General features: G+C 33.5%; 21 protein-coding genes. 11 read left to right on the top strand and 10 right to left on the bottom strand.

Features of this window, described 5'->3' with window-relative positions; all coding sequences use genetic code 11:
- From EV697_RS05235 to rppH, 4 genes are read right to left on the bottom strand one after another with little or no spacing between them, the layout of a single operon-like run.
- Positions 1-852, bottom strand: a complete 852-nt coding sequence (locus tag EV697_RS05235) for a thymidylate synthase (protein ID WP_132023387.1) — start codon at positions 850-852, stop codon at positions 1-3.
- Between the two features lie 5 nt (positions 853-857).
- Positions 858-1,661: a prolipoprotein diacylglyceryl transferase gene (lgt, locus tag EV697_RS05230; RefSeq protein ID WP_132023385.1), complete on the bottom strand. Its 804-nt coding sequence runs from the start codon at positions 1,659-1,661 to the stop codon at positions 858-860.
- A 10-nt stretch (positions 1,662-1,671) separates the two neighbouring features.
- Entirely contained in the window at positions 1,672-2,463 is a 792-nt protein-coding gene (locus tag EV697_RS05225) for a sulfite exporter TauE/SafE family protein (protein WP_132023382.1), read from the bottom strand.
- A 9-nt stretch (positions 2,464-2,472) separates the two neighbouring features.
- On the bottom strand, positions 2,473-3,078 hold the full coding sequence (gene rppH, locus EV697_RS05220) for an RNA pyrophosphohydrolase (RefSeq protein ID WP_132023380.1): 606 nt from the start codon (positions 3,076-3,078) through the stop codon (positions 2,473-2,475).
- A 454-nt stretch (positions 3,079-3,532) separates the two neighbouring features.
- On the opposite strand from rppH, the gene ushA reads away from it, so the two are divergent.
- From ushA to EV697_RS05200, 4 genes are all read left to right on the top strand, one after another.
- Complete coding sequence (ushA, locus tag EV697_RS05215) at positions 3,533-5,188, top strand: bifunctional UDP-sugar hydrolase/5'-nucleotidase UshA (RefSeq protein WP_132023378.1); 1,656 nt, start codon at positions 3,533-3,535, stop codon at positions 5,186-5,188.
- A gap of 651 nt (positions 5,189-5,839) precedes the next feature.
- Positions 5,840-6,919, top strand: coding sequence for a PhoH family protein (locus tag EV697_RS05210; protein ID WP_132023376.1), 1,080 nt, complete (start codon positions 5,840-5,842; stop codon positions 6,917-6,919).
- Positions 6,920-7,029: 110 nt separating this feature from the next.
- Positions 7,030-8,355 carry an L-cystine transporter gene (locus tag EV697_RS05205; RefSeq protein WP_132023374.1) on the top strand — a complete coding sequence of 442 codons (1,326 nt, stop codon included), beginning with the start codon at positions 7,030-7,032 and terminating at the stop codon, positions 8,353-8,355.
- Positions 8,356-8,679: 324 nt separating this feature from the next.
- Positions 8,680-9,894 carry an aromatic amino acid transport family protein gene (locus EV697_RS05200; RefSeq protein ID WP_132023372.1) on the top strand — a complete coding sequence of 405 codons (1,215 nt, stop codon included), beginning with the start codon at positions 8,680-8,682 and terminating at the stop codon, positions 9,892-9,894.
- Between the two features lie 89 nt (positions 9,895-9,983).
- On the opposite strand, the gene EV697_RS05195 is transcribed toward EV697_RS05200, so the two are convergent.
- From EV697_RS05195 to EV697_RS05185, 3 genes are all read right to left on the bottom strand, one after another.
- Complete coding sequence (locus EV697_RS05195; RefSeq protein ID WP_165906472.1) at positions 9,984-12,179, bottom strand: tetratricopeptide repeat protein; 2,196 nt, start codon at positions 12,177-12,179, stop codon at positions 9,984-9,986.
- A 135-nt stretch (positions 12,180-12,314) separates the two neighbouring features.
- Positions 12,315-13,808 carry a PTS transporter subunit EIIC gene (locus EV697_RS05190; protein ID WP_132023368.1) on the bottom strand — a complete coding sequence of 498 codons (1,494 nt, stop codon included), beginning with the start codon at positions 13,806-13,808 and terminating at the stop codon, positions 12,315-12,317.
- A 296-nt stretch (positions 13,809-14,104) separates the two neighbouring features.
- A complete protein-coding gene (locus EV697_RS05185) occupies positions 14,105-14,605 on the bottom strand; it encodes a tetratricopeptide repeat protein (protein WP_132023366.1) in 501 nt (166 codons plus the stop codon).
- Positions 14,606-14,907: 302 nt separating this feature from the next.
- Between EV697_RS05185 and ybeY the strand changes: the two genes are divergently transcribed.
- Complete coding sequence (ybeY, locus tag EV697_RS05180) at positions 14,908-15,375, top strand: rRNA maturation RNase YbeY (protein WP_132023364.1); 468 nt, start codon at positions 14,908-14,910, stop codon at positions 15,373-15,375.
- A complete protein-coding gene (locus EV697_RS05175; RefSeq protein WP_132023362.1) occupies positions 15,375-17,348 on the top strand; it encodes a tRNA(Met) cytidine acetyltransferase TmcA in 1,974 nt (657 codons plus the stop codon). The genes ybeY and EV697_RS05175 overlap by 1 nt, the downstream gene beginning before the upstream one ends.
- Before the next feature lie 109 nt (positions 17,349-17,457).
- On the opposite strand, the gene EV697_RS05170 is transcribed toward EV697_RS05175, so the two are convergent.
- Genes EV697_RS05170 through EV697_RS05160 form a run of 3 tightly spaced genes read right to left on the bottom strand, consistent with a single transcriptional unit; the run spans position 17,458 to position 20,466 of the window.
- Complete coding sequence (locus EV697_RS05170) at positions 17,458-18,441, bottom strand: ArsA family ATPase (RefSeq protein WP_132023360.1); 984 nt, start codon at positions 18,439-18,441, stop codon at positions 17,458-17,460.
- Between the two features lie 14 nt (positions 18,442-18,455).
- The gene (locus tag EV697_RS05165; RefSeq protein ID WP_132023358.1) at positions 18,456-18,722 is read right to left on the bottom strand and encodes a cory-CC-star protein; all 267 of its coding nucleotides are present in this window, start codon (positions 18,720-18,722) and stop codon (positions 18,456-18,458) included.
- A 58-nt stretch (positions 18,723-18,780) separates the two neighbouring features.
- Entirely contained in the window at positions 18,781-20,466 is a 1,686-nt protein-coding gene (locus EV697_RS05160; protein ID WP_132023356.1) for a carbon starvation CstA family protein, read from the bottom strand.
- A 459-nt stretch (positions 20,467-20,925) separates the two neighbouring features.
- Between EV697_RS05160 and mraZ the strand changes: the two genes are divergently transcribed.
- The 5 genes from mraZ to murE all read left to right on the top strand — a co-directional run bounded on the left by mraZ (position 20,926) and on the right by murE (position 26,094).
- Positions 20,926-21,384 carry a division/cell wall cluster transcriptional repressor MraZ gene (mraZ, locus tag EV697_RS05155; protein WP_132023354.1) on the top strand — a complete coding sequence of 153 codons (459 nt, stop codon included), beginning with the start codon at positions 20,926-20,928 and terminating at the stop codon, positions 21,382-21,384.
- Between the two features lie 101 nt (positions 21,385-21,485).
- Entirely contained in the window at positions 21,486-22,451 is a 966-nt protein-coding gene (gene rsmH, locus EV697_RS05150) for a 16S rRNA (cytosine(1402)-N(4))-methyltransferase RsmH (RefSeq protein WP_132023352.1), read from the top strand.
- Positions 22,451-22,771, top strand: coding sequence for a cell division protein FtsL (gene ftsL / locus EV697_RS05145; protein ID WP_132023350.1), 321 nt, complete (start codon positions 22,451-22,453; stop codon positions 22,769-22,771). The genes rsmH and ftsL overlap by 1 nt, the downstream gene beginning before the upstream one ends.
- Before the next feature lie 8 nt (positions 22,772-22,779).
- Complete coding sequence (locus tag EV697_RS05140) at positions 22,780-24,594, top strand: penicillin-binding transpeptidase domain-containing protein (RefSeq protein WP_132023348.1); 1,815 nt, start codon at positions 22,780-22,782, stop codon at positions 24,592-24,594.
- A gap of 33 nt (positions 24,595-24,627) precedes the next feature.
- Entirely contained in the window at positions 24,628-26,094 is a 1,467-nt protein-coding gene (murE, locus tag EV697_RS05135) for a UDP-N-acetylmuramoyl-L-alanyl-D-glutamate--2,6-diaminopimelate ligase (RefSeq protein ID WP_132023346.1), read from the top strand.
- Position 26,095: the final 1 nt, after the last annotated feature.

The raw sequence follows: 26,095 nt of genomic DNA, 5'->3' as shown, positions 1-26,095 counted from the left end.
TTAGACTGAAAATGGATATTTAATCGGATCGTGATGTTGATAACCTTCCACTTTGAAATCGTCCATTGTTACCCAAGTTTCGAGATCTTCTAAGGTTTTAATATCAGGATTTATTTCTAATTTTGGTAATGGAAAAGGTTCACGTTTTAGTTGCACATCACGCATCAATTCAAGTTGATCTTCATAAATATGTGCATTAATAATTTTATGATAGGCTTGCCCTGCTTTTTTTCCCGTAATTTGAGCCATTAATGCTAGGAAAGTAAATACTTGAATTTGATTAAAATTTAATCCTAAAGGTACATCACAAGAACGTTGATAGCTCGTGAGATAAAGAGTATCCCCTAAAAGTGAGAATGTGTGTGTGTGCATACAAGGACGTAAACAACCAAGATCAATTTCACCTGGATTGAAAAATGTCATAATTTCGCCACGATCATCTATGCCTTTTGTGAGATTATTCACAATTTTGCGAAGTTGATCGATGGTTTCGCCATTTGGTTTACGCCACGCTCGTCCTTGAACGCCATAAACACGCCCCATATCATCTTCACCTTTACGGTTAGGATTTTTTAACCAAGCAGGATTATCATTAGCATTGGCGTCCCAAGTTTTTGTGCCTAATTTGCGAAAATCAGCGGCATTATCATAGCCACGAATATAGCCTAGAAATTCTGCAATGGCTGATTTCCAAAAACTTTTACGAGTCGTGATTAATGGAAATTGATTATTGGCTACATCGTAAGTTAAATCTGCATTGATTACTGTTAAGCAACGTTTTCCCGTGCGTTCATTCTCAATCCAAGTACCTTGGTCGATAATTCGTTGACATAAATCTAGATATTGACGCATAAATCTTATCCTTTTTTGAGCGCACTTTTATAGGCGAACGCAATAATAATTAAACCAATAATAATCATTGGTAACGAAAGAATTTGTCCCATTGAAATATGTTGACCAAAATATAAGCCAAGTTGTGGATCAGGTTCTCGGAAAAATTCTACGATAAAACGGAAAAAACCATAACAAGCTAAAAATAAACCTGCAATAGAGCCTGTTGCTCTCGGCTTTTTAATAAACCAATTAAGAATAAAGAATAAAACTAACCCTTCTAAAAAGGCTTCGTAAAGTTGTGAAGGGTGACGAGGTAGATAGCCACCAGAAGGGAATAACACTGCCCAAGATACATCGGTTACTCTTCCCCATAATTCATCATTAATAAAGTTACCAATACGCCCCATTCCTAAACCGAAAGGAATTAATGGTGCAACGAAATCAGCGGTTACCCAAAATGAGCGTTTTTGTAATTTGCTAGTTATTATCATTGAAATAATGACACCAATTAATCCCCCATGGAATGACATTCCACCTTCCCACACTCTAAATAAATAACTTGGTTCTTGTAGGAAATAGTCAAATTGATAGAATAGAACATAACCTATTCTTCCTCCTAAAAATACCCCCATAAAGCCGTTAAACAATAGATTATCTACTTGTTCAACATTCCAAGCCCCTTGAGAGTTATTTGCTCTTTTGATGGCGAGCCAACGAGCAAAAAGAAAGCCAATTAGGTACATTAAACCATACCAACGTAAGCTGATTGGTCCGAGAGAGAAAATAATCGGATCAAAGCTAGGAAAAGTAAAAAATTCAGTATTCATATTGTTCCTTTTATTTAAGTAGCATATTGATTGCAATAATGATTAATAGTAAGGCAAAGTAGCGTTTTAAAGACGCCACAGGAAGTTTGGTTGTTGCTTTCGCCCCTAATTTAGAGGTAAAAAATGAGGTTAGAGTAATCCCTAAAACAGCGGGTAGGTAAATATAGCCAAGCGTATAATTAGGCATATTTTCAACAAACCAACCACTTTGTATATAACTGATCATTCCTGAAAAGCTTAATAACATTCCACAGAGTGCTGATGAGCCAATAGCTTTTTTCATTTCTATTCCACGAGAATTTAAGAATGGTACGATAAAACCACCTCCGCCGATACCCGCAATACTTGCAGCAATTCCTATTAATACGCCACCAATAATAGAAGATAATGTTGAGAATGGTTTTAGTGCGGTCTCTTTTTTTATCGACATAATCATTTTAATCGCTAAATAGATTACTAATACTGCAAATAATTTGCTTGAAAGACTTTTATCTAAATTACTAATAAAATACCCAGCAACATAGGTAGTTAACATTAAAATTGGCGTAAAGACTTTTAACACTTTCCATTCAATATTACCTAATTTATAGTGAGTTTGTGCTGAGGAAAATCCAGTAATTACAATAGTTGCAAAAGAGGTTCCAAGTGCCGTACTCATTAATAATGGGTCAGGAACATTAACTATGGGTAATAAATAGACCATTAAGGGAACAACGATAATACCACCACCAATACCAAATAATCCCGCAAAAAAGCCAACGCAAGCACCGACAATAAGGCAAATAATAAAAAATGTTATCATATTAAACCTCTACCTTAAATTTTTTGACTTATTTGATGAATATCTATTATATTTTTTCGAATATTTTTGTTGTTTATTTAATTCATTATTTTGTATTGATTTTTTAATGTATTTTATTTCATCTTGCTTAAATGGATCTTTTTGGCTAAAAATAAATGTAGCGAATTCTTTCAATGCTCTGCGATACACTTCTTTTTTGAAGATAATGACCTGACGAACAGGATACCAAAAATTTACCCAACGCCACCCATCAAATTCAGGTGTTTTATTTGTGTATAAATTAATGTTATTTTCATTAGAGATGAGTTGCAATAAGAACCAACGCTGTTTTTGACCGATACACATCGGTTTACTATCATGACGTAGTAAACGTTTAGGAAGTTTGTAACGCAACCAATATTTTGAGGCATAAAGAATTTTTACATCTTGAGGTTTTAGCCCCACTTCTTCGAATAATTCCCGATACATTGCTTGTTCTGGTGTTTCGTTATCATTTATACCACCTTGTGGGAATTGCCAAGAATTTTGTCCATACCTTTTTGCCCAGAGAACTTGCCCTTTATCATTACAAATGACAATGCCTACATTTGGACGGTAGCCATCGAAATCGATCACTATCCTTCACCTTAATTATTTGTTTAATTATATAAAATAGTAACTGCAAATTGTTGCATAAACTTCGCTATTTCACAACTAATAATATGATTTTATCAGTCAAAGGCTGACGTATTGTCATTTATTTTGCTATGCAGTATTGCAGATTTAAAGGGGTAGATTTTATCTATATTATTTGGAGTTATTATGAGGAAGTAGTCTTCGTGCTACTTTGGTGATTATACAACTAATTTTGAGATAAATATCCTTATTTTAATAAGGTCTATTATATGTTATCGTTATTCCCAAGGTGAGTTGTGTGCAGTGTTTCATTTTGTTTTGATATGAGAATATTGATAATAGAAATGTAAATCTGGCTTCTTACTTTATTTATTGTTCATATTAAATGTTTTACTTTAATGTTGAATTTGGGTTTTATAATACTTTCTATTCATATAAAAAATAAGGAGAACCTATGCGTTTGCGTCCGTTTATTAAGACCATAACTCTTACAGCTATTGGTCTTGTTGTTGCTGGCTGTGCGACTGATGATAATTGGAAACCAGATCAAACTTACCATTTAACCATTCTACATACTAATGATCATCATGGTCGTTTTTGGGAAAACCGAGATGGTGAATATGGTATGGCTGCACGTAAAACCTTAATCGATCGTATTCGTAAAGAAGTGGCAGCTAAAGGTGGAAGTGTTTTATTGCTTTCTGGTGGCGATATTAATACTGGTGTACCTGAGTCAGATTTACAAGATGCTGAACCTGATTTTAAGGGAATGAGTAAGATTGGTTATGATGCAATGGCATTAGGTAATCATGAATTTGATAATTCTTTAGATGTATTAAGAAAACAAGCGACTTGGGCTAATTTCCCTTTATTATCTTCAAATATTTATAGTAAAACTACGGGAAAACGCTTATTTCAACCTTATAAAATTTTTAATAAAAAAGGCTTAAAAATTGCAGTTATTGGTTTAACTACTGAAGATACCGCTAAAATTGGTAACCCAGAATATATCTCCGATCTTGATTTCCGTGATCCAAAAGTAGAAGCGAGAAAAGTGATTGAAGATTTAAAACAAATAGAAAAACCAGATATTATTATTGCAGCAACGCATATGGGACATTATCAAAATGGAAAATATGGCGTTAATGCGCCAGGAGATGTAACACTTGCTCGCTCTTTGCCAAAAGGTAGTTTGGATATGATTGTCGGGGGGCATTCTCAAGAGCCTGTTTGTATGGAAGGGGAAAATAAAGTTAATGCTCATTACAAACCAGGTGAAGCTTGCTTGCCAGATAGACAGAATGGTATTTGGATTGTACAAGCTCACGAGTGGGGGAAATATGTCGGTCGAGCAGATTATACTTTCAAAAATGGCGAATTTAATTTAGTTAAATATGAGCTGATTCCTGTTAATCTTGTGAAGAAAATTGAAGTTGACGGTAAGAAAAAGAAAGTATTCATTAATGAAGAAATTCCTAAAGATCCTGAAATGCTTGCTTTCTTAACACCATATCAAGAAAAAGGACAAAAGCAGCTTAATGTTAAAATTGGTCATACAGATGGAAAATTAGAAGGTGATCGTGATGTTGTACGTTTTAACCAAACTAATCTTGGTTATTTGATTGCTAAAGCACAAATGGAAAAAGCCAATGCTGATTTTGGTATTATGAATTCTGGCGGTGTAAGAGATTCTATTCCAGCTGGTGATATTACTTATAAAGACGTATTAAAAGTACAACCTTTTGCGAATACAATTACTGTTGTAGAAATGAAAGGAAGTGATTTATTAAAATATCTTAATGTTGTAGCGACAAAGCCTGTTGATACTGGTGCTTACGCACAGTTTGCGAATATCTCAATGAGAATTGGTAAAAATAAAGTATCTCGTGTTCGTATTGGTGGCAAACCATTGGTATTAAATAAAACCTATCGTTTTACTGTGCCTAGTTTTAATGCCGCAGGTGGCGATGGTTATCCTAAAGTAACTGATAATGCGGGCTATGTGAATACTGGATTTGTTGATGCTGAAGTGTTAAAAGATTATATCGAAAAACATTCTCCAATGCGTATTAGTGACTATGAGCCTAAAGGCGATATTATTTATAAATAGTTTTAAAATATAAATATCACAACACCTTAAATAAGAGATTATTTAAGGTGTTTTTTTATGCGATCAAAAAATTGATAATTAATGCCCTGAGGAGATTTTAATATAAAAATAATTTGTGGATAAAGATGTGGGTAAGTTCAGTATAAACCTAGTAATAATAATCTGTATCATTAATATTTCTTATTAAATCAAATGGATAAGAGCAATAAAAATTAATATTATTATTTAGGGAAAATATTTATTTATAAATCAGACCGCACTTTATTAGTGCGTTTTCTGAATGTAAAAAATACAACACTAAATAGGTATGTCTAAAATTTATTCTTAGTAATCAAGATTGTGAGTTATTCAGTATTTCTGTGGATAAAATTGTGATTGTTCTTGAGAATACTAGGGGATAAAGAAATCAGCTATTAAACTTAGCAATTTTATTTTAAATAAAGTTGTTATTTATCAATAGAATAAATTCATTTTTTATCGAAAAAAATAATCACAATAAAAATAAAAAACTTGCTGGTTATTTATTAATCTAACGTAATTAGGGCAAAAAATAATTAAATTTTTAACCGCTCTTTTGTCTTGCTATAATAACAATGAAAAATTTAGGTGGTATTAAAATATAATATCTATCCACACAGAAAGGAATAACATTTGAAAACTAATATTCTAGAAACTTTTACATTAGCGCCACAAGATAATTTACGTTTACAAGCATTATGTGGTGCTTTTGATGAAAATATTAAATTAATTGAAAAAACATTCAATTTAACTATTTGTCGACAAAATTTTACTTTCACCATTCAGCCAGAAGATGAAAATAAAAAATCCCACTATCTAGGATTAATTAAAAGTGCGGTTAAATTAATTGAAGATTTATATTTAGAAACTGCCCCTATTCGTGGCAAAGTAAAAGAAATTGATTTAGAAGATGTACATATTGCTATTCAAGAAAGTAGAATGCTTTTGCAAGAGGCTAACGCAGAAAATCAACCAAGAGAAGAAAGTAAAGTTTACAGTACGACAATTAAAACTAAACGTGGTGTGATTAAACCCCGTGGTACAAATCAAATTCAATATTTACATAATATTCTACGCTATGACATCAGCTTTGGTATTGGACCTGCGGGAACAGGAAAAACTTTTCTTGCCGTAGCAGCGGCTGTCGAAGCATTGGAACGTCAAGAAATTCGTCGTATTTTACTCACTCGTCCTGCCGTAGAAGCAGGGGAGAAATTGGGTTTTTTACCCGGTGATTTAGGGCAGAAAATAGAACCTTATTTACGCCCACTTTATGATGCATTATTTGAAATGCTTGGGTTTGAAAGGGTGCAAAAATTAATGGAACGCAATGTGATTGAAATTGCACCATTAGCTTATATGCGAGGACGAACCTTAAATGACAGTTTTATTATCCTAGATGAAAGTCAAAATACTACCATTGAACAAATGAAAATGTTCCTAACTCGTATTGGTTTTAATTCAAAAGCAGTGATTACAGGGGATATTACGCAAATTGATTTACCTCGCTCACAAAAATCAGGATTACGTCACGCAATGGAAGTATTAAGTAATGTTTCTGAGTTAAGTTTTAATTATTTCGAAAGTAAAGATATTGTGCGTCATCCTGTTGTAGCAAAAGTAGTACAAGCCTATGATGCTTGGGAAATTCAAGATGAAATTCGTCGCCAATCGATAGCGGAACAACGTAAAAAAGAATGCGAGATAAGTTAATTTCTAATACTATTTTATTATAACTATTAGTTATAAATAATGCTTAACGCTTATTGGAATTAATAATGGCAGATTGTTATTCTTGCTATTATTTTTTATTAGGAGCGTATATGATTATTTTAAATTTAGTGATTTTTGGCAGCTTGCTATTTTTACTTGCTGTGATTTTTCGTAAAACCGAAAAGCTTGGTCTGACAGTTTTTATTGGTTTATTATTAGGATTAGTAAGTGGTGCTTTATTACAAAATATTTATGATAAATCAATTATTGATGGCACATTAGACTGGGTTAATTTAGTTGGTAATGGCTATGTCCGTTTACTACAAATGATTGTGATGCCATTAGTATTTATTTCTATTCTTTCAGCAATAACACGTCTAAACCAAGCGGGAGCGTTAGGTAAGGTCAGTTTTAGTGTGTTATCGGTATTATTAATTACTACAGCAATAGCTGCTTTAATTGGTATTGCTATGGCATACATATTCGATCTTTCCGCTGCTGGATTAGTGGCAGGAGAAAGGGAGCTTGCAGCACAAGTAAAAGTTGCAGGTAGAGTTGAGCAGGTAGCAAATTTATCTATTCCTGCGATGTTATTATCATTTATTCCTCGTAATCCATTTGCTGAATTAACTGGAGCGAATGCTACTTCCATTATTAGTGTCGTTATATTTTCTGCACTATTAGGTGTCGCAAGCTTAAGTCTTGCAAAAGAAGATAAAGATCTAGGTGAACGTATTGCACAAGGTGTAGATACCTTAAATAAATGGATTATGCGTTTAGTTCGTTTAATTATCCGTCTCACCCCTTATGGCGTATTCGCTTTAATGACTAAAATGAGTGCCGTTTCTCAATGGGCTGATATTGTGAATTTAGGTAGCTTTATTGTGGCGTCTTACCTTGCTATATTATTGATGTTTATTATTCACGGCATTTTATTATTTGTCGCTCGTGTAAACCCAATTGATTATTACAAAAAAGTTTTACCCGCATTAAGTTTTGCTTTTACGTCTCGTTCAAGTGCGGCAACATTACCGCTAAACATTGAAACACAAACGGATAAATTAGGTAATAGCAGTGTGATTGCGAATTTTTCCGCTACTTTTGGTGCAACTATTGGACAGAATGGTTGTGCGGGGATTTATCCTGCTATGTTGGCGGTAATGGTCGCACCAACAGTTGGCATTGATCCTTTTACTATTTCTTACCTAGTTAGCTTAATTTTTGTTGTGGCAATTTCCTCTTTTGGTATTGCTGGTGTGGGTGGTGGAGCAACCTTTGCTGCAATAGTAGTATTATCAGCTTTAGATTTACCACTAGAGTTAGTAGGGTTATTAATTTCTATCGAACCTTTAATTGATATGGGAAGAACAGCTTTAAATGTTAATGGTGCAATGGTAGCTGGGACATTAAGTAATCGTTTATTGAATAAGAAATAGAAGTTATAATCTGTAACTTGTAACTATGCTTTATTAAAGTAATATCCCCATTAAAAATAGTTTAATGGGGATTTTTTTATAACCAGATAAAATGTTAATGAGTCAATTTCCCATCTCTACTTTTTAACGAGATTAGTTATATTTTCATTACTTTTTGTAAAAACTGTCAGCATTTCCTTACACAATTTAATTTATTTTTTATTTTTTATATTCGATAAAAATTAGAGTAAATTTATTATTTGAATATTATTGTAAAAATAATACAGTTGATGTAAATTAATTATTACATATAGTGTATTGTAGTTTAACAAAAGGAAAATTATCGTGAATAAAACAGTTGGAAGTACTTTACTTGTTTCAGGCACAATGATTGGTGCAGGAATGTTGGCAATGCCTTTAACTTCAGCAGGGATTGGATTTACCTTTACTTTAGTATTATTAATTGTCCTTTGGGCATTATTAACTTGTACTGCTTTATTATTTGTTGAAGTCTATCAAACGGCTGAAGCAGATGCGGGGATCGGTACATTAGCTGCTCAATATTTTGGTCGTTTTGGACGAGTTGTAGCGACAGCTGTATTATTAATTTTCTTATATGCTTTATTATCTGCTTATGTTACTGGCGGTGGCTCAATTCTTGCCTCTACTTTACCTACTATTATTGATGATAATATTACCTCTAAAGTCGCTATTGGTTTATTTACCTTATTTTTTGGTTCATTTATTATCATTGGTACGAGAAGTGTTGATGGCATTAACCGTTTATTATTTTTTATTATGCTTGCAACCTTTATCTTTGTTTTATTCTTAATGTTACCAAAAGTAACAATGAATAATTTAATGGCTATGCCGATTGATAACGCATTATTACTTTCTGCAAGCCCTATCTTTTTTACTTCTTTTGGATTTCATGGCTCAATCCCAAGTTTAAATAATTATTTACAAGGCAATGTGAAAGCCTTGCGATTTTCTATACTCACAGGGTCAACGATTACATTAGTTTTTTATATTATATGGCAGCTTTCTACTCATGGAGTGTTAAGCCAAACACTTTTCCTGCAAATTTTGCAAGAAGATCCAACCTTAAATGGTTTAGTTAATGCAAGCTTGCAAATAACGGGTAGTCCAATATTGGCACAGGCGGTGAAAATTTTCTCTGCACTGGCATTAATTACTTCATTCTTGGGCGTTTCATTAGGATTGTTTGAATGTACTGAAGACTTATTTAAGCGTTCTTTTAATCGTTACATTGGGCGTTTTGGTTTAGGTTTTTTAACTTTTTTACCGCCATTACTTTTTGCTTTTTTCTATCCAAAAGGGTTTGTCTTAGCGTTAAGTTATGCAGGGCAAATGTTCGCTTTTTATGCGGTAGTATTACCTGTTGCATTAGTCTGGAAAGCTCGCCAAGTACACCCTAATTTACCTTACCGAGTTATTGGTGGTACACCAATGTTAATTATCGTGTTGGTATTAGGTGTGGCAATTACATTGATTCCGTTTATTACTCGTGCTGGGTATTTACCACAAGTGGCGGGGTAATAAAAAAGTAGATAGTCTTTACTGTAAAATACCTGTATTTGATAATCATTTCAGAAACAGGTATTTAATATTTAGCTTACAAATAATAATTAGTTGAGTTTTTTGTACTGATCACAAGCTTCATTAAAATTATTATTACAAGCAAGTTTAAAATATTTTTTAGCTACATTTATATCTTTTTTGACTATTTTCCCTGAAAGATAAGCATCACCTAAAAATACTTGAGCTTGATATAAACCTGCTTGTGATGCTTTTTTCATTAATGTTATTGCTTGTTTAGTATTTTTCTTAACATCTAATCCTTTATAATATATTAAGCCTAAATTGAATAGGGAAGACGCATCTCCTTGGTTGGCTGACTTTTGATACCATTTACGTGCTTCTTGATAATTTTGATTTTTCATATAAATATCGCCTAAAATTACTTGAGCTGTAAGATAACCTAATGATGCCGATTGTTTTAGTAGTTTAAGCGCAAAGGCTATATTGTTATGCTTCCCTAGCCCTTCTTTATATATTAATGATAAATTAAATAGTGCTTCTGGGATATTTTTTTGTGCTGCATATGCGTACCATTTTGCACTTAAAAGAAATTTTGATTGTATATTTATAGACTGAAAATAGGTCATATAACCATCAATCCATTGAGAAAAAAACATTCTCATTGTAGGGGAAGGAGAGGGATTTTCTTCTGTTGGAAACATCTCAATTAAATAAGAAAGTTCTTTCATCTCTTGTTTTTTTATGATTTTTTTAATGTCATTAATAGTGGCGTTTCGATATAGATTTCCAAGATATAGTGCTGCGTAAGGATAGTTTTGTTTTGGTAATTTTTGAAATAATTTAATTGCTTCAGGATGATTTTTATGATTTTGATAGTATATTAACCCTAAATTAAATTGTGCCATATCTAAATTTTGTTCTGCTGCACGTTGAAACCAATACGTTGCTTTATTGTAATCCTGTTTTGTTCCTTGACCATTTAAATAGATATTACCTAAATTAAATTGTGCATTAACATTTCCTTGATCGGCTGCTTTTTCATACCAGCTAATAGCTTCTTGGAAGTTTTGTTTAACTCCTAAACCTTTTTGATACAGAGTGGCTAAATTATTTTGAGCATAAATATGTTGTTGTTTTGCTGCTTTTTGATACCATTCTATCGCTTTTAAATAATTTTGTTTTGTACCAACACCATTTTCATACATTTTACCTAAATTAAATTGAGCTTCATCGAAGCCTTGCCTTGCTGCTTGTGAATACCAATAAAATGCTTTGGAATAATCTTGCTCTGTTCCTTCTCCTTTAAAACTCATATTAGCAACATTATACTGTGATAATATATCGCCTTGTTGTGCCGCTTTTTTGTACCAACTAAATGCTTGAAAATAGTCTTGTTGTACGCCTTTACCTTGTTCGTACATTTGACCTAAATTGGCTTGTGCATAAATATGCTGTTGCTCTGCTGCTTTTCGAAACCATTTTATAGCTTTTGCATAATCTTGTATAACACCATCACCATGTTGATACATAGTCCCTAGAGTTACTTGGGCATTAGTTTCACCTTGTAATGCTGCTTTTTGATACCATTCAGCAGCTTGAGCATAATCTTGCGTTACTCCATATCCTTTTAGATATAGGTAAGCGAGTCTTGCTTGTGCATAGACATAGCCTTTTTCTGCCGCTTTTTGATACCATTCAGCTGCTTTTACATAATCTTGTATAACTCCATCACCATATTGATACATAGTCCCTAGAGCTACTTGGGCATTAGTTTCACCTTGTAATGCTGCTTTTTGATACCATTCAGCAGCTTGAGCATAATCTTGCGTTACTCCATATCCTTGTAGATATAGGTAAGCGAGTCCTGCTTGTGCATAGACATAGCCTTTTTCTGCCGCTTTTTGATACCATTTAACTGCTTTTACATAATCTTGCGGAGTACCATAACCATTTTCATACATAAAGGCGAGATTAGTTTGCCCATCTAAATAACCTTGTTCAGCGACTTTTTTAAACCAGCTAAACGCTTGAGCATCATTTTTTGTTATACCTAGACCATAAAAATTCATTTTAGCTAAATAAAATTGGGCGTTAGGGTTATCTTTTTCTGCTAGAGGCTTTAGCAAGCTATATGCTGCTTTATAATTTTTTTCTTGAAATGCTTTAATCCCTAGCTCTAGTTTTGATAGGTTGTTTGCAATAGCAAATGGTGAGGGGATTATAGCAATTACTATGGTAAGTATAAAAAGTGTGGTAGAAAAATAATTCTTTTTAGTAATCATCAGCATTTACCATTAGTTGATTTTGATGAGATAGTCAATTGTAAATGAAAAAAAGGAAGAAAGTAAAGATGATAATTTTATAGATAAAAAGCCTCGTTAAAATTATTTAACAAGGCTTTGGGGATTTTTACTGAGTTAATCTTCTCTTCCAAGAATTTGATTAACTTCACTCTTATATAAAACGGCTTTTGCACCAAAAATAGCTTGGATTCCTCCGCCTACTTCAAGAACATCAATCGCACCTAATGCTTTGAGTTTGGCTTTATCTACTAATTTGACGTTTTTTACCGCAACACGTAAACGAGTAATACAAGCATCAACATTTTCAATATTTTCTGCACTACCTAAGGCTTCAATGATAATATGAGCATTATCTGTTAATGAGGTTGTCGTTTGTTCCATTACATCTTCTTGTTCATCGCCACGTCCTGGTGTCATTACATTAAATTTGCGGATTAAGAATAAGAAAGAGAAATAATATAATAATGCCCAAGGTAAGCCGACAATCACAACAGTAATCCAGTTAGTATTTTCATTACCTTGTAAAATTCCGAAGAGTAAGAAATCAATAAATCCACCAGAGAAAGTATTACCAATTGATATATTTAATAAGTCAGCAATATAAAAAGATACACCATCTAGGAATGCGTGGAATACATAGAGCCAAGGTGCAACGAATAAGAACATAAATTCGATTGGCTCAGTAATACCAGTTATGAAAGAAGTTAATGCCGCACCTAAGAATAATCCCCCAATTTGTTTACGGCGAGTTTTGGGAACGGCGTGATACATTGCGACACAAGCGGCAGGCAAGCCAAACATCATCGTATCAAAACGACCTGCAAAAAATCTTGTACCTTCAGTAAATAATCCTTGATGATTTGGATCAGCTAATTGTGCAAAAAAGATTTTTTGTGCACCAATAATGGTTTCGCCATTAACCAGTTCAGTACCGCCTAACTCGGTGTACCAAAATAATGGGTAGATCATATGGTGTAAGCCAACCGCTCCACTAAGACGCATTAAAAACCCATAGAAGAATGTGCCGATTTCTCCCATTGCTGCAATATTTTTACCCGCACTTACGAGCCAGCCTTGAAATGTTGGCCAAATTAGAAAGAACATTGCACCAATGAATATAGCACTAAACGCTGTAACAATAGGGACAAATCGAGAACCGCCAAAGAATCCTAGAATTTGTGGTAACTGGATATTATGGTATTTATTATGTAATTTTACGGTAATTAACCCCATTACTAATGCACCAATCACTCCAGTATCAATTCCTTTTGTTTCAGGTGAAAAGAGGGGAATAAGTGCCGAAATTGTTCCTGTCATAATTAAATAACCAACTACTGCAGCGAGAGCGGCAACACCTTTATCTCTTTTCGCTAAACCTATCCCTAAACCGATACAAAGTAATAAAGCCAAATTACCAAAAACCACACTACCTGCAGCAGACATAATTTGGAAAATACTTTGTAAAAATTCATTGTTTAAAATAGGGTAGGCTTGAACGGTTGCTTTATTTGATAATGCACCACCAATACCGAGCAATAGACCTGCTGCTGGTAAAATAGCGATTGGTAGCATAAATGCTTTACCAACCTGTTGAAGTTGTTTAAACATAAATTCCTCCGTAATTTCTGTAATGAATGTTGTATGGTAATAATACTTAAAAGATAATATTAGGGTATGTGTATAATATTAATTAATTCATAAGATTATTTCCATTTATTTATATCTTAATATTGTGAAAATAAAGGTATTTTTTAACTAAGATTGTCGGATATTAGCGATATTGGAAGGGAAATTATTTTAGATATTAGCTTTTTTTATTTAATACGTTTTTATAAATGCTGAGCTGTCGAGAACTAGGCAATTGTCTAAACAATCGCCTTATAAATTGTAATAGGAATATAAAATTATTTGCTTAAACGACGAAAATTTTGACAGCCTAGTAGTTCACCACTATCACAAGCTTGACCAAAATATTCTTTTGCCATATCAAGATCTTGCGTTACTCCTTGTCCTTTTTCGTACATAATGCCTAAATTATGTTGTGCTTGACTGTCTCCTTGTTTCGCGGCTTTTTCATACCATTCAACCGCTAAACTATAATTTTGTTTTACACCACGACCAAGTGCGTACATATTCCCTAAGTTTAATTGTGCTTTGGTAAATCCTTTAGTGACAGATTTTCTATACCAAGCTACTGCTTGTTTATCATCTTGCTCAACGCCTCGACCGCTCACATATAAATTGCCTAAGTTATATTGAGCCTCTGGATCACCTTTTTCTGCGAGGGATTTTAAGGTATTAAATTCTATTTGCTCATCAGTCAGTTTTTTAGCTACGGCTAGATTAAATGGCATGGTAAATAACATTAAAAATGTTATTAGAAATAATGGCTTTTTTAAAATCATCGTAAATCCTTATAAATGGCAAGTGAAAAACATCTTGATTGTAAATTAAATAATAAAGTTTGGCAAAGATTGATAATTCTTTTATGAAAAATTATATGTTGCTTTATATTAAATTATTTAATAATAAAATTTGTAAATAAAGTGAAACAAATGCGGTAAGAAATAATTATTTGGAGAATTGGTTATTGCTATATTATGATTTGCATATTTTTAGTGTTCTATCATAAAATTTATGAAAAGATTGAAATTTATAGGTACAATGACTTTTCAGATTGGTTTAAATAATGTAGTCGAGTAAATAGATGAATAACGTGATTATAGATTTACAAATTGCTAGTGAAGATACTACCAATTTACCCACTGAGCAACAAATTCAAAAATGGGCGATAGCGGCAATTCGTGCTGAAAATACTGAACCTGAGATGACAGTAAGAATTGTTGATGAAGAAGAAAGTCATCAATTAAATTTTCAATATCGTGGCAAAGATAAATCAACGAATGTATTATCTTTCCCTTTTGAATGTCCTGATGAAGTGGAATTGCCTTTATTAGGGGATTTGGTCATTTGTCGTCAAGTGGTAGAGAAAGAGGCTGAAGAACAAGGAAAACCATTAATGGCACATTGGGCACATATGGTTGTACACGGTAGTTTGCATTTACTCGGCTATGATCATATTGAAGATAATGAAGCGGAAGAAATGGAATCCTTAGAAACAGAAATTATGCAATCTCTTGGATTTGATGATCCTTATTTAATAGAAAAAGATTGATGCAAACTCGACAACTCTCATTATTAGTTGGCAATGATAATTGGCTAAAAACTCAATTAGACCGCTTTTTTGATAAACAACCTCAGCAAATTATAATTCAAAGTGCGGTCGTTTTTTATCAAGAAAATACGCCGTTATTATACCAAAATGAGTTTGTTTCGTTTATCCCTTTTAATAAAGCAAAGAATAAATTAGGACAAGAGTTAGATTGTATTATCTACGATGCCCGTTATAGCTTAAATTTAGATGCATTAGCGATTGCTAGTGGTACGCTAAAATCGGGTGGCTTATTGGTCATTATCGTCAATTCTTGGCAAGATTTTTCTGATCAAAAAGATTTAGATAGTTTACGTTGGTCGGGGAAAACTCAAGCAATCGCAACGCCTTATTTTAGGCAATTTTTTCAACAAAAAATTCAGCAATTCCATTTTCCTGTGTATTTTCAATCAGCTGATTTAGCTATTCCTTTATCCTTACAAACTGAGAAAAAATTGCCTAAAAATAAGAAATTGGCAACAGCTAGTCAGCAAAAAATTATTAATGAGATTTTGAAATTTGATGCAGATATTTATGTGGTAACGGCAAAAAGAGGACGAGGAAAATCTGCATTGGCGGGTTTATTAGCGGAGCAAATTGACGAAGTTATAGTAACTGCACCAAATAAAAGTGCGGTCAAAATTTTACAAGAATTTTCATCTAGACCTTTAGATTTCATTGCACCTGATTTATTGCTCGAACAAGTTACAGAAAATCCAGAAATTTTTAAACATAAATTTTTGGTTATTGATGAAGCGGCAATGTTGCCATTAGCTTTATTACAAAAATTAATTCAATATTTCAAAGGTGTTTTGTGTACGACAACCATTCAAAGCTATGAAGGAACAGGACGAGGATTTTTATTAAAATTTATTCCTAAAATTAACCGCACTTTACAGCATTTTGAATTAGTTGAACCATTACGTTGGCAAGAAAATGATCTGTTGGAACAATTTATTGATACATTGTTATTATTAGAAGCGGAAAATCAGATTAGTGATAATATTTTTTTACAAAGTGCGGTTGAATCCAAAGTAGAAATTAAAAATATTAAGCAACAAATACTAGTTGAAAGTAAACAAATAGAACAGCTATATGGTTTATTAACATTAGCACATTATCGTACTTCCCCTTTAGATTTACGTCGTTTATTTGACGCACCAAAACAACATTTTCAACTGGCTTATATTGAAAATCAATTAATTGGTTGTATTTGGTCGTTAGAAGAAGGAAATATGCAAGATGTGGATCTAATTCTTGATATTCAGCGTGGTATTCGTCGTCCAAAAGGTAATTTAGTTGCACAAGTATTAACACAACAAACAAATTTATTAGAGGCTTGTCAATTAACTTCAAGACGTATTTCAAGAATTGCGGTACAACCTTGTTATCAAAATCAAGGGATAGGAAAATCACTTATTGCTCAGTTGGTAAAAGATCTTGAACAACAAATAGATTTTTTATCAGTAAGTTTTGGTTATACCAAGGAATTAGCATATTTTTGGCGGATTTGTGGTTTTGATATTGTCCATATTGGTGATAAAAAAGAGGCGAGTAGTGGAAGTTATTCTGTAGTAGCTATTCGAGGTTTAACTGAGCGAGGAACAGTTTTTTGTAATCAAGCAGTCAATGAATTTAAACGAAATGTTGCACTGATCGAACATCCATTAAGAGAGCAATTTCAGGAAAATTGTAAAGATTTAATATTTTGTGAGACAGATAAAATTATTTTAGAAAACTTTGCAAATTACCACCGCACTTTTTCAAGCTCTTGGGCTTCTATTCAGCGACTGCTGTTATTATCTGATGAGGCTGATTATCCTTTTTTAAAAAGGTATAAATACTATAAAGAATATTTGGCAGAAGATTTAGGGTATAAATATTGGTTAAAACGATGTCGAGAAGAAGTAAAAAAAATGCTACGGGAATACCAATAGAACGTTACAAGATATTGATAATTCCTCAGTTATTTGAATAACATTAAGTGTATAACACAGGTTATTGATAAAATTACCATTGAATAACGAGAGTTATACACTATAAGGATTATTTATTTATAATTTTCAGTAGGGTATCCCCGAAAATCTTAAGACTGTCTTTTGTTATTATATCTTGTTTAAATAGTGGCATTTTAGCATAGCGATAATTACGAAATATTTCATCGCTTTGTAACACATATTCCGATTCTTGTGCAATTCTTGAACTTAAAAAATCATCTGCTGAATCAGTAGGTAGGACTTTATTTAGAACTATGGCATAAGGCTTTAATCCCTTTTGGCTTAAACTCTGTATAGCTCGTTGAGTTTCAGCAATAGCTAGTTTTGAGGCGTTTAATACTAAAATTATGCCGCATTGATTTGGATCTTTAACTAAATTTGAAAAGGCACTATAACGGTTGTATCGTTCATCAAGTGTTTCAATCAGTTGTCCTCTTATAAAACCATCAGGATCACTAAATCTATTTTTACTTCCACCTTCTAAATGCCCTAATACTTTTTCACTCATACCACCGCGTTCTTGCATACTAAGTAAGGTTTTACTCCAATCTCTAAGCTCTTTTGGCATAAAGAATAGTCTGAGCGTATGCCCAGTGGGTGCGGTATCAATTATAATGTAATCATAATCATTAGCTTCATTGGTTAAGATTGTGGTGAGTCTTTCAAAAAGGGCTGCTTCAAGCGTAGATGAACTATCAGCAACTTTGGCAAAATAATCATCTATACGTCCATAACTAGATGCACTAACAAATCCCCTCATATTTTTGGCAACTTGTTGAACATAATTTTTTGCTTCAAGAGAGGAGTCAATTTCAATTATACTCAAATTCTCGTTTACTTTTGTGATACTATTTTTAAAATTTACATCAAAAATATCACCTAAGTTATGAGCGGGATCGGTAGAGACAAGTAATACTTTATTTGGGTTTTCTCCACTTGACAACGACATTGCGATAGAGCTTGAGGTTGTACTTTTACCAACCCCCCCCTTTCCCCCGACAAATAGTATTTTAGGAAGTTTTATGTTATTCATATCAACCCTTTACTTTAGCAACAACAACTGCATGGAAAATTTTCAAAAAACGCGTGTTTTAGCCCGACCTTTTGGTGCCAACGATGGAATCTCGGCATTAGAGCGGGAAGCATTTCAAGTGTATAAAGTGAATATGGATTTTCAATACCATAAATTTCACTGAAAGCGATAATCATAAAAAAATCATCAATTTCAGCATTTTCTTTCATTATGGCACTTTTATGCATTCCGACATAAAAACGCTCCAATTCTTCCGAAAATCGAAGGATTTTTTTTATCATTTATTTATTCCTTAGAAAAATCCTGCCTTGCTCTAAATAACAAGACAGGATTAGGGAGTTAAGCAGAGGCTTTTTTCTCTGATAAAATTTGACTAATAACTTTAAGTGCAGATAACACAACAAGCAATGTTACCACTATAACAATTGCATTTAGCGTTGTAAGTAGATAATTTTCAGCACTGTAGTAGTCGCCTAATTTTATAATTGCACCCCAGAAACTCATAATAAGTATGAAACTCATTGGCACAAGTACCACAAGGCTACCACTAAATTTTTTAGATTTTAGCAAGATAACTGCTGTAACCATAAGAGTAAGGCTTGCTAGTAATTGGTTTGTTGCACCAAACAATGGCCAAATTGCCACTTTACCATCACTTACACCATTCATTGAGATAGCAAAAGAAGTTGCTACTGCAACGATAGTCGCTACACCCTTACCTCTTAAGAAACTGATATTATAGATATCGCCCCATTCTTGAATGATATATCTTTGAAGACGGATGCCTGCATCCATTGTGGTTGCAGCAAAAAGAATAACCATAAGAGAAAGTAAAGTTGCACTAGCTTCTCTTGGAATACCAAGACCTTCATAAATGATAGCACCACCACCAGATACGAAGCTAGCCACTCCACCTTTGTATAAATTAGCCCAAGTATCTATACTTAAGTCCGCATTGACAAGGCTTAAACCTGCTACACAAGCAATAATAGTTGCTAGCGCTAAAGAACCTTCACCCATTGCACCTAAATAGCCAACAAAACGAACATCTTTCATTTTATCAACTTGTTTTGAGGTTGTGCCTGAACTTACTATCCCGTGGAAGCCACTTATTGCTCCACAAGCAACTGTAATGAAAAGAACAGGAACTAACATATGCCACCCACCTGGATTATCCGTAATTGCAGGTATAATACTTGGTGCAGAGACATCTGGGTGTACGATAATAATACTTGCATATAGTAATATTAAGCCAACAAAAAGCTGAATGCCATTTACATAATCTCTAGGTTGTAATAATGCCCATACTGGAAGGATCGAAGCGATACCAGCATAAATATAAAGTAAAACAACCCATTGAGCGTTTTGGTTAAGCCCAAATAGAGAATCAGGTAAACTTACTGGTACAGCGACACCAAGAGGAACAAGTGCATAAAGTGCGATAACTGCAACAATAGTAACTGGAACAAGTTTCATTTTAAACTTGTACATAGCTTGCCCCATTAGTAGTGCTATCACAACAGCACCCCAAGCAGGAATAATTGTACTTGTATGTTCGACACTTTCTTTAGCGATAATTACACCAAAGGCACCATTTACCATTAATAGTACTAGGAATATAACCACCATGAAAAGTTGACCAACTTTGTTTCCTACAAAGCGTGTACATATCGTTCCTATACTTTTACCTTCGTTTTTCACACTTGCCCAAAGTGCTGAAGTATCATGGATACCAGCAAAAAAGATAGTGCCAAGAACAACCCATAAAAATGCAGGAAGCCAGCCCCACTGAACAGCAATGGCTGGACCAACTATTGGTGCCGCACCGGCAACAGCAGTAAAATGGTGTCCCCAGAGAACAAATTTATTTGCAGGGACGAAATCTACATTATCCCTATATTGATGTGCAGGTGTAACAAATTTATCATCAAGCTCTAAGACCTTTGAAGCATAGAAGCGTGAATAAATGAACCAACCAAAGCCAAAGGCGGCAAAACCGACTAACATAAGCCATACAGCATTCATAAAAACCTCTTTTTATTAAACAGTTAAAATGCGATCTAATTCTAATTTAATATGGAAAAATATCAATATAATTTTTATGTTTATAGAAAGAAATTTACTTTTAATCCATAGTGTTATATATATTTTCTATGATTTAATAAAGAGCTTTAGATATATTTCTTTTCTGTGGTGTCTATCATTTTACAGAGTAAAAGTGCGGTTAATTTTTTAGTGATTTTTAGTTTTAAAATAACGATAATTTTTTATTTGGATATGTTATGTCTTTTTTCCTACCTAAAAGTTTCTTTTCTATTAAAACTTACAAAACTTTACAATCATAACTTTTAAAATACTTGCAACTTTATTTAACAAATAATACACTTTCGGGTGGTGAAAAGTGGTTTTTTGTGGTAAATTTTTCCAAATTAAGTGTGGTTTTTCATTTTAAACTATTTTTGCATAAATAATTAAGGCAATGAGATGTTTCGTGGTGCATCAGCGATCAATCTAGATTCAAAGGGACGAATGGCAATTCCTACTCGTTATCGTCCAGAGATCTTTGAAAATGATCAAGGTCAAATGGTATGTACTGCAGATGTTCGTAAACCTTGTTTACTACTTTATCCTTTAACTGAATGGGAAATGGTAGAACAAAAATTATTAGCTTTATCTGATTTTGATGATTTACAGAGTAGCGTGAAGAGAGTGATGTTAGGATATGCTACTGAATGTGAGTTAGATAAAAGTGGGCGAGTATTATTAAGTTCTTTACTTCGTCAGTATGCAAAGTTAGATAAAACCATTATGTTGGTTGGACAATTAAATAAATTTGAAATTTGGAGCGAGTCTGAATGGCAAGCTCAGATAGAAAAAGATATTACGTTAGGCTATAGCGGTAAGCTTTCTACTTCTGAAGCACTGCATTCTCTATCCATATAAGTAATACAATAAGATGACTGTACTAACAGTCGTACTAGCAAAATAAAGCGGTGTAATCCACCGCTTTACTCAAAATATAATTAATTATCACTAGGTTAATAATGACTATACAGAATGTTTTTTCATCATCGGAACACTTTACTGTTTTATTAAATGAAGCAGTAGAAGGTCTATGTTTGAAGGACAATGGTATTTATATTGATGGTACATTTGGTCGTGGTGGACATTCTCGTTATATTTTATCTAAACTTTCAAAACAAGGACGATTAATTGCTATTGATCGTGATCCTCGAGCGATAGCTGAAGCTAAAAAGATAGAAGATCCGCGTTTTCATATAGAACATAATAGTTTTTCTGAAATACCTCAAATTTGTGAAAAACTTGGATTAGTTGGAAAAATAGATGGAATTTTACTCGATCTTGGGGTTTCATCACCGCAATTAGATGAGGCCGAGCGTGGCTTTAGTTTTATGAGAGATGGTCCATTAGATATGAGAATGGATACAACACAGGGATTATCAGCTAGCGAATGGCTACAACAAGTTTCAGAGCAAGATTTATCTTGGGTGTTAAAAACTTTTGGTGAGGAACGTTTTGCAAAACGTATTGCTCAATCTATCGTTAATTATAATAAAAATGCGTTACAGAATGGCAAAGACCCATTAAATAGTACTTTACAATTAGCTAATTTAATTGCTAATTCTGTTCCTTTTAAAGATAAGCATAAACACCCAGCAACTCGTAGTTTTCAAGCAATTAGAATTTTTATTAATTCAGAATTAGATGAGTTGGAACAGGTTTTAGTCGCGGCTGTGGCGGTGCTTGCTCCTAAAGGGCGCTTGTCTGTTATTAGTTTTCATTCTTTGGAAGATCGTATGGTTAAGCATTTTATGCGTAAACAAAGTAAGGGCGATGTAGTACCAAAAGGATTACCTTTACGAGAAGATCAGATTCAACGTAATCAAACACTGAAAATTATTGGTAAAGCAATTATGCCGACAGAGCAAGAAATTCAAGTTAATAGTCGTTCTAGAAGTGCAGTATTAAGAGTAGCGGAAAAAATATAATGTTAGATTCATCAGAGCGTTATCCGTTGTTAAAAATAGTTATTGATGATTTATTTCGTGATAATAAGTTGTTGATCGTGCTTGTTTTAGCTGTTTTTTGTTCTGCTATTGGCACAATATGGATGACCTACCAAACAAGATTGTTGGTTATAGAAAAAGAAAATTTATTGTTACAGCGACAAGCGATTCAGAATGAATTTAGGAATTTGCAGTTAGAAGAAGTGACGTTAACAGATAATACAAGAATAGAAGCGATTGCAAAATTTAAATTAAATATGGAAAAAATTCAGCCAGAAAAAGAAGTGATACTTATTGAATAGGTGCGAATATGGTTAAGGACACGAGAAAATCAGTGAAGAATACCAATATAAAACGAAATATTAGTCAAGCTAAACGCAATAAACCTAAAATAACTTTTGATAAAAGTTTTTTAAGGGGACGATTTAGTTTTATTATTATTTTTGTTGTGTCGTGTTTAATGTCCTTAATTGTTCGAGCTACTTATGTTCAAGTAATTAATTCAGCAGAGTTAATTACTGAGGCGGATAAAAGAACATTGGCGAAGAAAAAAGTGGTACCACCTAGAGGGACTATTCGAGATCGTAATGGTGAATTATTGGCTGCGAGTGTCCCAATGTATTCCATAACCGCCGATCCAAAACTTATTTTTGAGCATCATTCGTTACAGGATAAAGAACGTTGGCAGATGTTATCTAAATCCTTAGATATACCTTACCATAATGTCATTAGGAAAATAGAAAGTAATGCTAAGTCTCGCTTTGTTTATTTATCTAGAAAGGTATCATCGACAGTTGCTGATTACATAAAAGATCTAAAAATTACGGGTGTAGTTGTTAAAAAAGAAGATAAACGGGTTTATCCCAAAGGTGAGGAAATTGCTCATTTGATTGGTTATACAGATGTTGATAGTGGTCGTGGTATAGAAGGTGTAGAGAAGAGTTTTAATTCATTATTAATCGGTAAAGCTGGCTCTAGAACTTATCGAAGAGATCGTTTTGGTCACGTAGTTGAAGACATAGAAAATATAAAAATGCATTCACCTAATGATGTTATTTTAAGTGTTGATCAAAAACTTCAGACAGTGGTATATCGTGAGATTAAAAAGGCAGTATTAGAAAATAATGCAGAATCAGGTACGGCAGTTTTGGTTGATGTACGTACTGGAGAAGTATTAGCAATGGCAAATGCCCCTTCTTATAATCCAAATAATAGGGTGGGATTAAAACCTGAGTTTACTCGAAATAGAGCGATAACCGATACATTTGAACCAGGTTCAACGGTTAAACCTTTTGTTGTATTAACTGCATTAGAGCGTAATGCAGTACGCCGAAATGAAGTTATTGATACTAGCTCATTAGTTTTGAATGGTTCAAGTATCAGAGATGTTGCACCAAGAGATAAACAAACCCTTGATGAAATACTCGAAAATTCTAGTAACCGAGGCGTAAGCCGTATTGCACTTAGAATGCCTCCGAATGTACTAATGGATACTTATGGTAGTATCGGCTTAGGAAAAGCAACTAATTTAGGTTTAATTGGTGAGCAATCAGGAATTCTTAATGCCAATCGTAAACGTTGGTCTGATATTGAACGTGCTAATGTTGCTTTTGGTTATGGTATTAATGCAACGCCATTACAAATTGCCCGTGCTTACGCTACTTTAGGAAGCTTTGGTATTTATCGACCATTATCTATTACCAAAGTTGATCCGCCAGTAATAGGAAATAGAGTTTTTTCTGAAAAAATTACTAAAGATATTGTTAATATTTTAGAAAAAGTGGCGATAAAAAATAAACACGCAATGGTTGATGGCTATCGTGTTGGAGTAAAAACAGGTACAGCTAAGAAATTAGAGAAGGGTAAATATGTTGATAAGTATATTGCTTTTACCGCAGGTTTAGCACCTATTTCAGATCCGCGTTATGCGTTGGTTGTGCTTATTAATGAACCGAAAGCTGGAAAATATTATGGTGGAGCCGTATCCGCACCTGTTTTTTCAAGTATTATGGAATATGCTTTACGTAGTAATAATGTAATGCCTGATCGAGATGATCAACAAAAAACGGTCAGACGAACAGTATATCTAAATGATAAAAAATTACCGACAAAAAGTATTAACTAGATTTAATGGGAAATATATTAAGTGTGAAATATTATGCCTAAATTAACAGAATTATTAGATGTTCAACTGGATGACATTGTTGAGCTGAATGATATGACTTTAGACAGCCGCTCTGTGAAGACTGGCTGTCTTTTCGTCGCTATTAAGGGACATCAACTTGATGCTAGAAAATTTATTCCACAAGCTATAAATAATGGTGCTAGTGCGGTACTTTTTGAGGCTGATTCTTTGGAAGAACACTTACAAATATCTTATACAAATAATGTTCCTTTAATTGCGTATTATTCTCTTCAATATAATCTTTCTAAAATTGCAGATTGCTTTTATCAATCTCCTTCCAAAAAATTAACACTTGTTGGTGTAACTGGTACAAATGGTAAAACAACCATTGCTCAGTTATTAGCTCAATGGACAACGATACTTGGTCATAAAAGTGCAGTGATGGGGACTATTGGTAATGGTTTATATGGAAAAGTCGAGGAGGCTGTAAATACCACAGGATCTGCCGTTGATATTCAATCCTCATTGAGTCGTTTTGTGAAAGAAAATGCGGATTTTGCTGCGATTGAAGTTTCTTCTCATGGTTTAGTTCAGCATAGAGTAGAGGCGCTACATTTTTCTGCTGGTATTTTTACTAATTTGAGCAGAGATCATTTAGATTATCATCATACAATGGAACATTATGCTTCGGCTAAAAAACGTTTATTTGCAGAACTTGATTGTAAATATAAGATTATTAATGCTGATGATAAAGTCGGAGAACAATGGTTAAATGAATTTCCAGAGGCTATTGCAGTAAGCTGTAATGCTAATTATCAACCTACTCATCAATTATGGTTAAAAGCAACCGCACTGCAATTTAGCGGTCAGGGTGTTTCAATTAGGTTTGAGTCAAGCTGGGGAAATGGTCAATTACAGAGTGCACTTATCGGTGAATTTAATGTAAATAATTTATTATTGGTAATGGCAACCTTACTTTCTTTAGGTTATGGCTTAGATGAATTAGTTGCAACAGTTGCACGATTACAAGGTGTTTGTGGTCGTATGGAAATGCTAACTTCTCAACAAGGTATAACTGCCATCGTTGATTATGCTCATACGCCAGACGCATTGGAAAAAGCATTACAAGCAGCAAGAATACATTGCAAAGGGAAATTATGGTGTATTTTTGGTTGTGGTGGTGATCGTGATACAGGTAAACGTCCATTAATGGCCACAATAGCAGAGCAATTAGCGGATAAAGTGATTATTACTGATGATAATCCAAGAACGGAAGCTCCCGAAATGATTATTGAAGATATTTTAAAGGGATTTAAAAATTCACAAGATATTCAAGTTATTCATCATCGTGAGCAGGCAATTGTTTATGCATTAGAAAGTGCGGTAGAAAATGATGTTATTTTAGTGGCTGGTAAAGGTCACGAAAATTATCAAATTATTGGTACAACTAAACATCATTTTTCGGATCAGGAAGTCATAAGAAAAGTATTTGGCAAATAAA

The organism is Bisgaardia hudsonensis (assembly GCF_004345785.1).
Lineage (GTDB): Bacteria > Pseudomonadota > Gammaproteobacteria > Enterobacterales > Pasteurellaceae > Bisgaardia > Bisgaardia hudsonensis.
The sequence above is the reverse complement of the archived record's forward strand: the minus strand, read 5'-3'. Positions and strand labels throughout refer to the sequence as shown.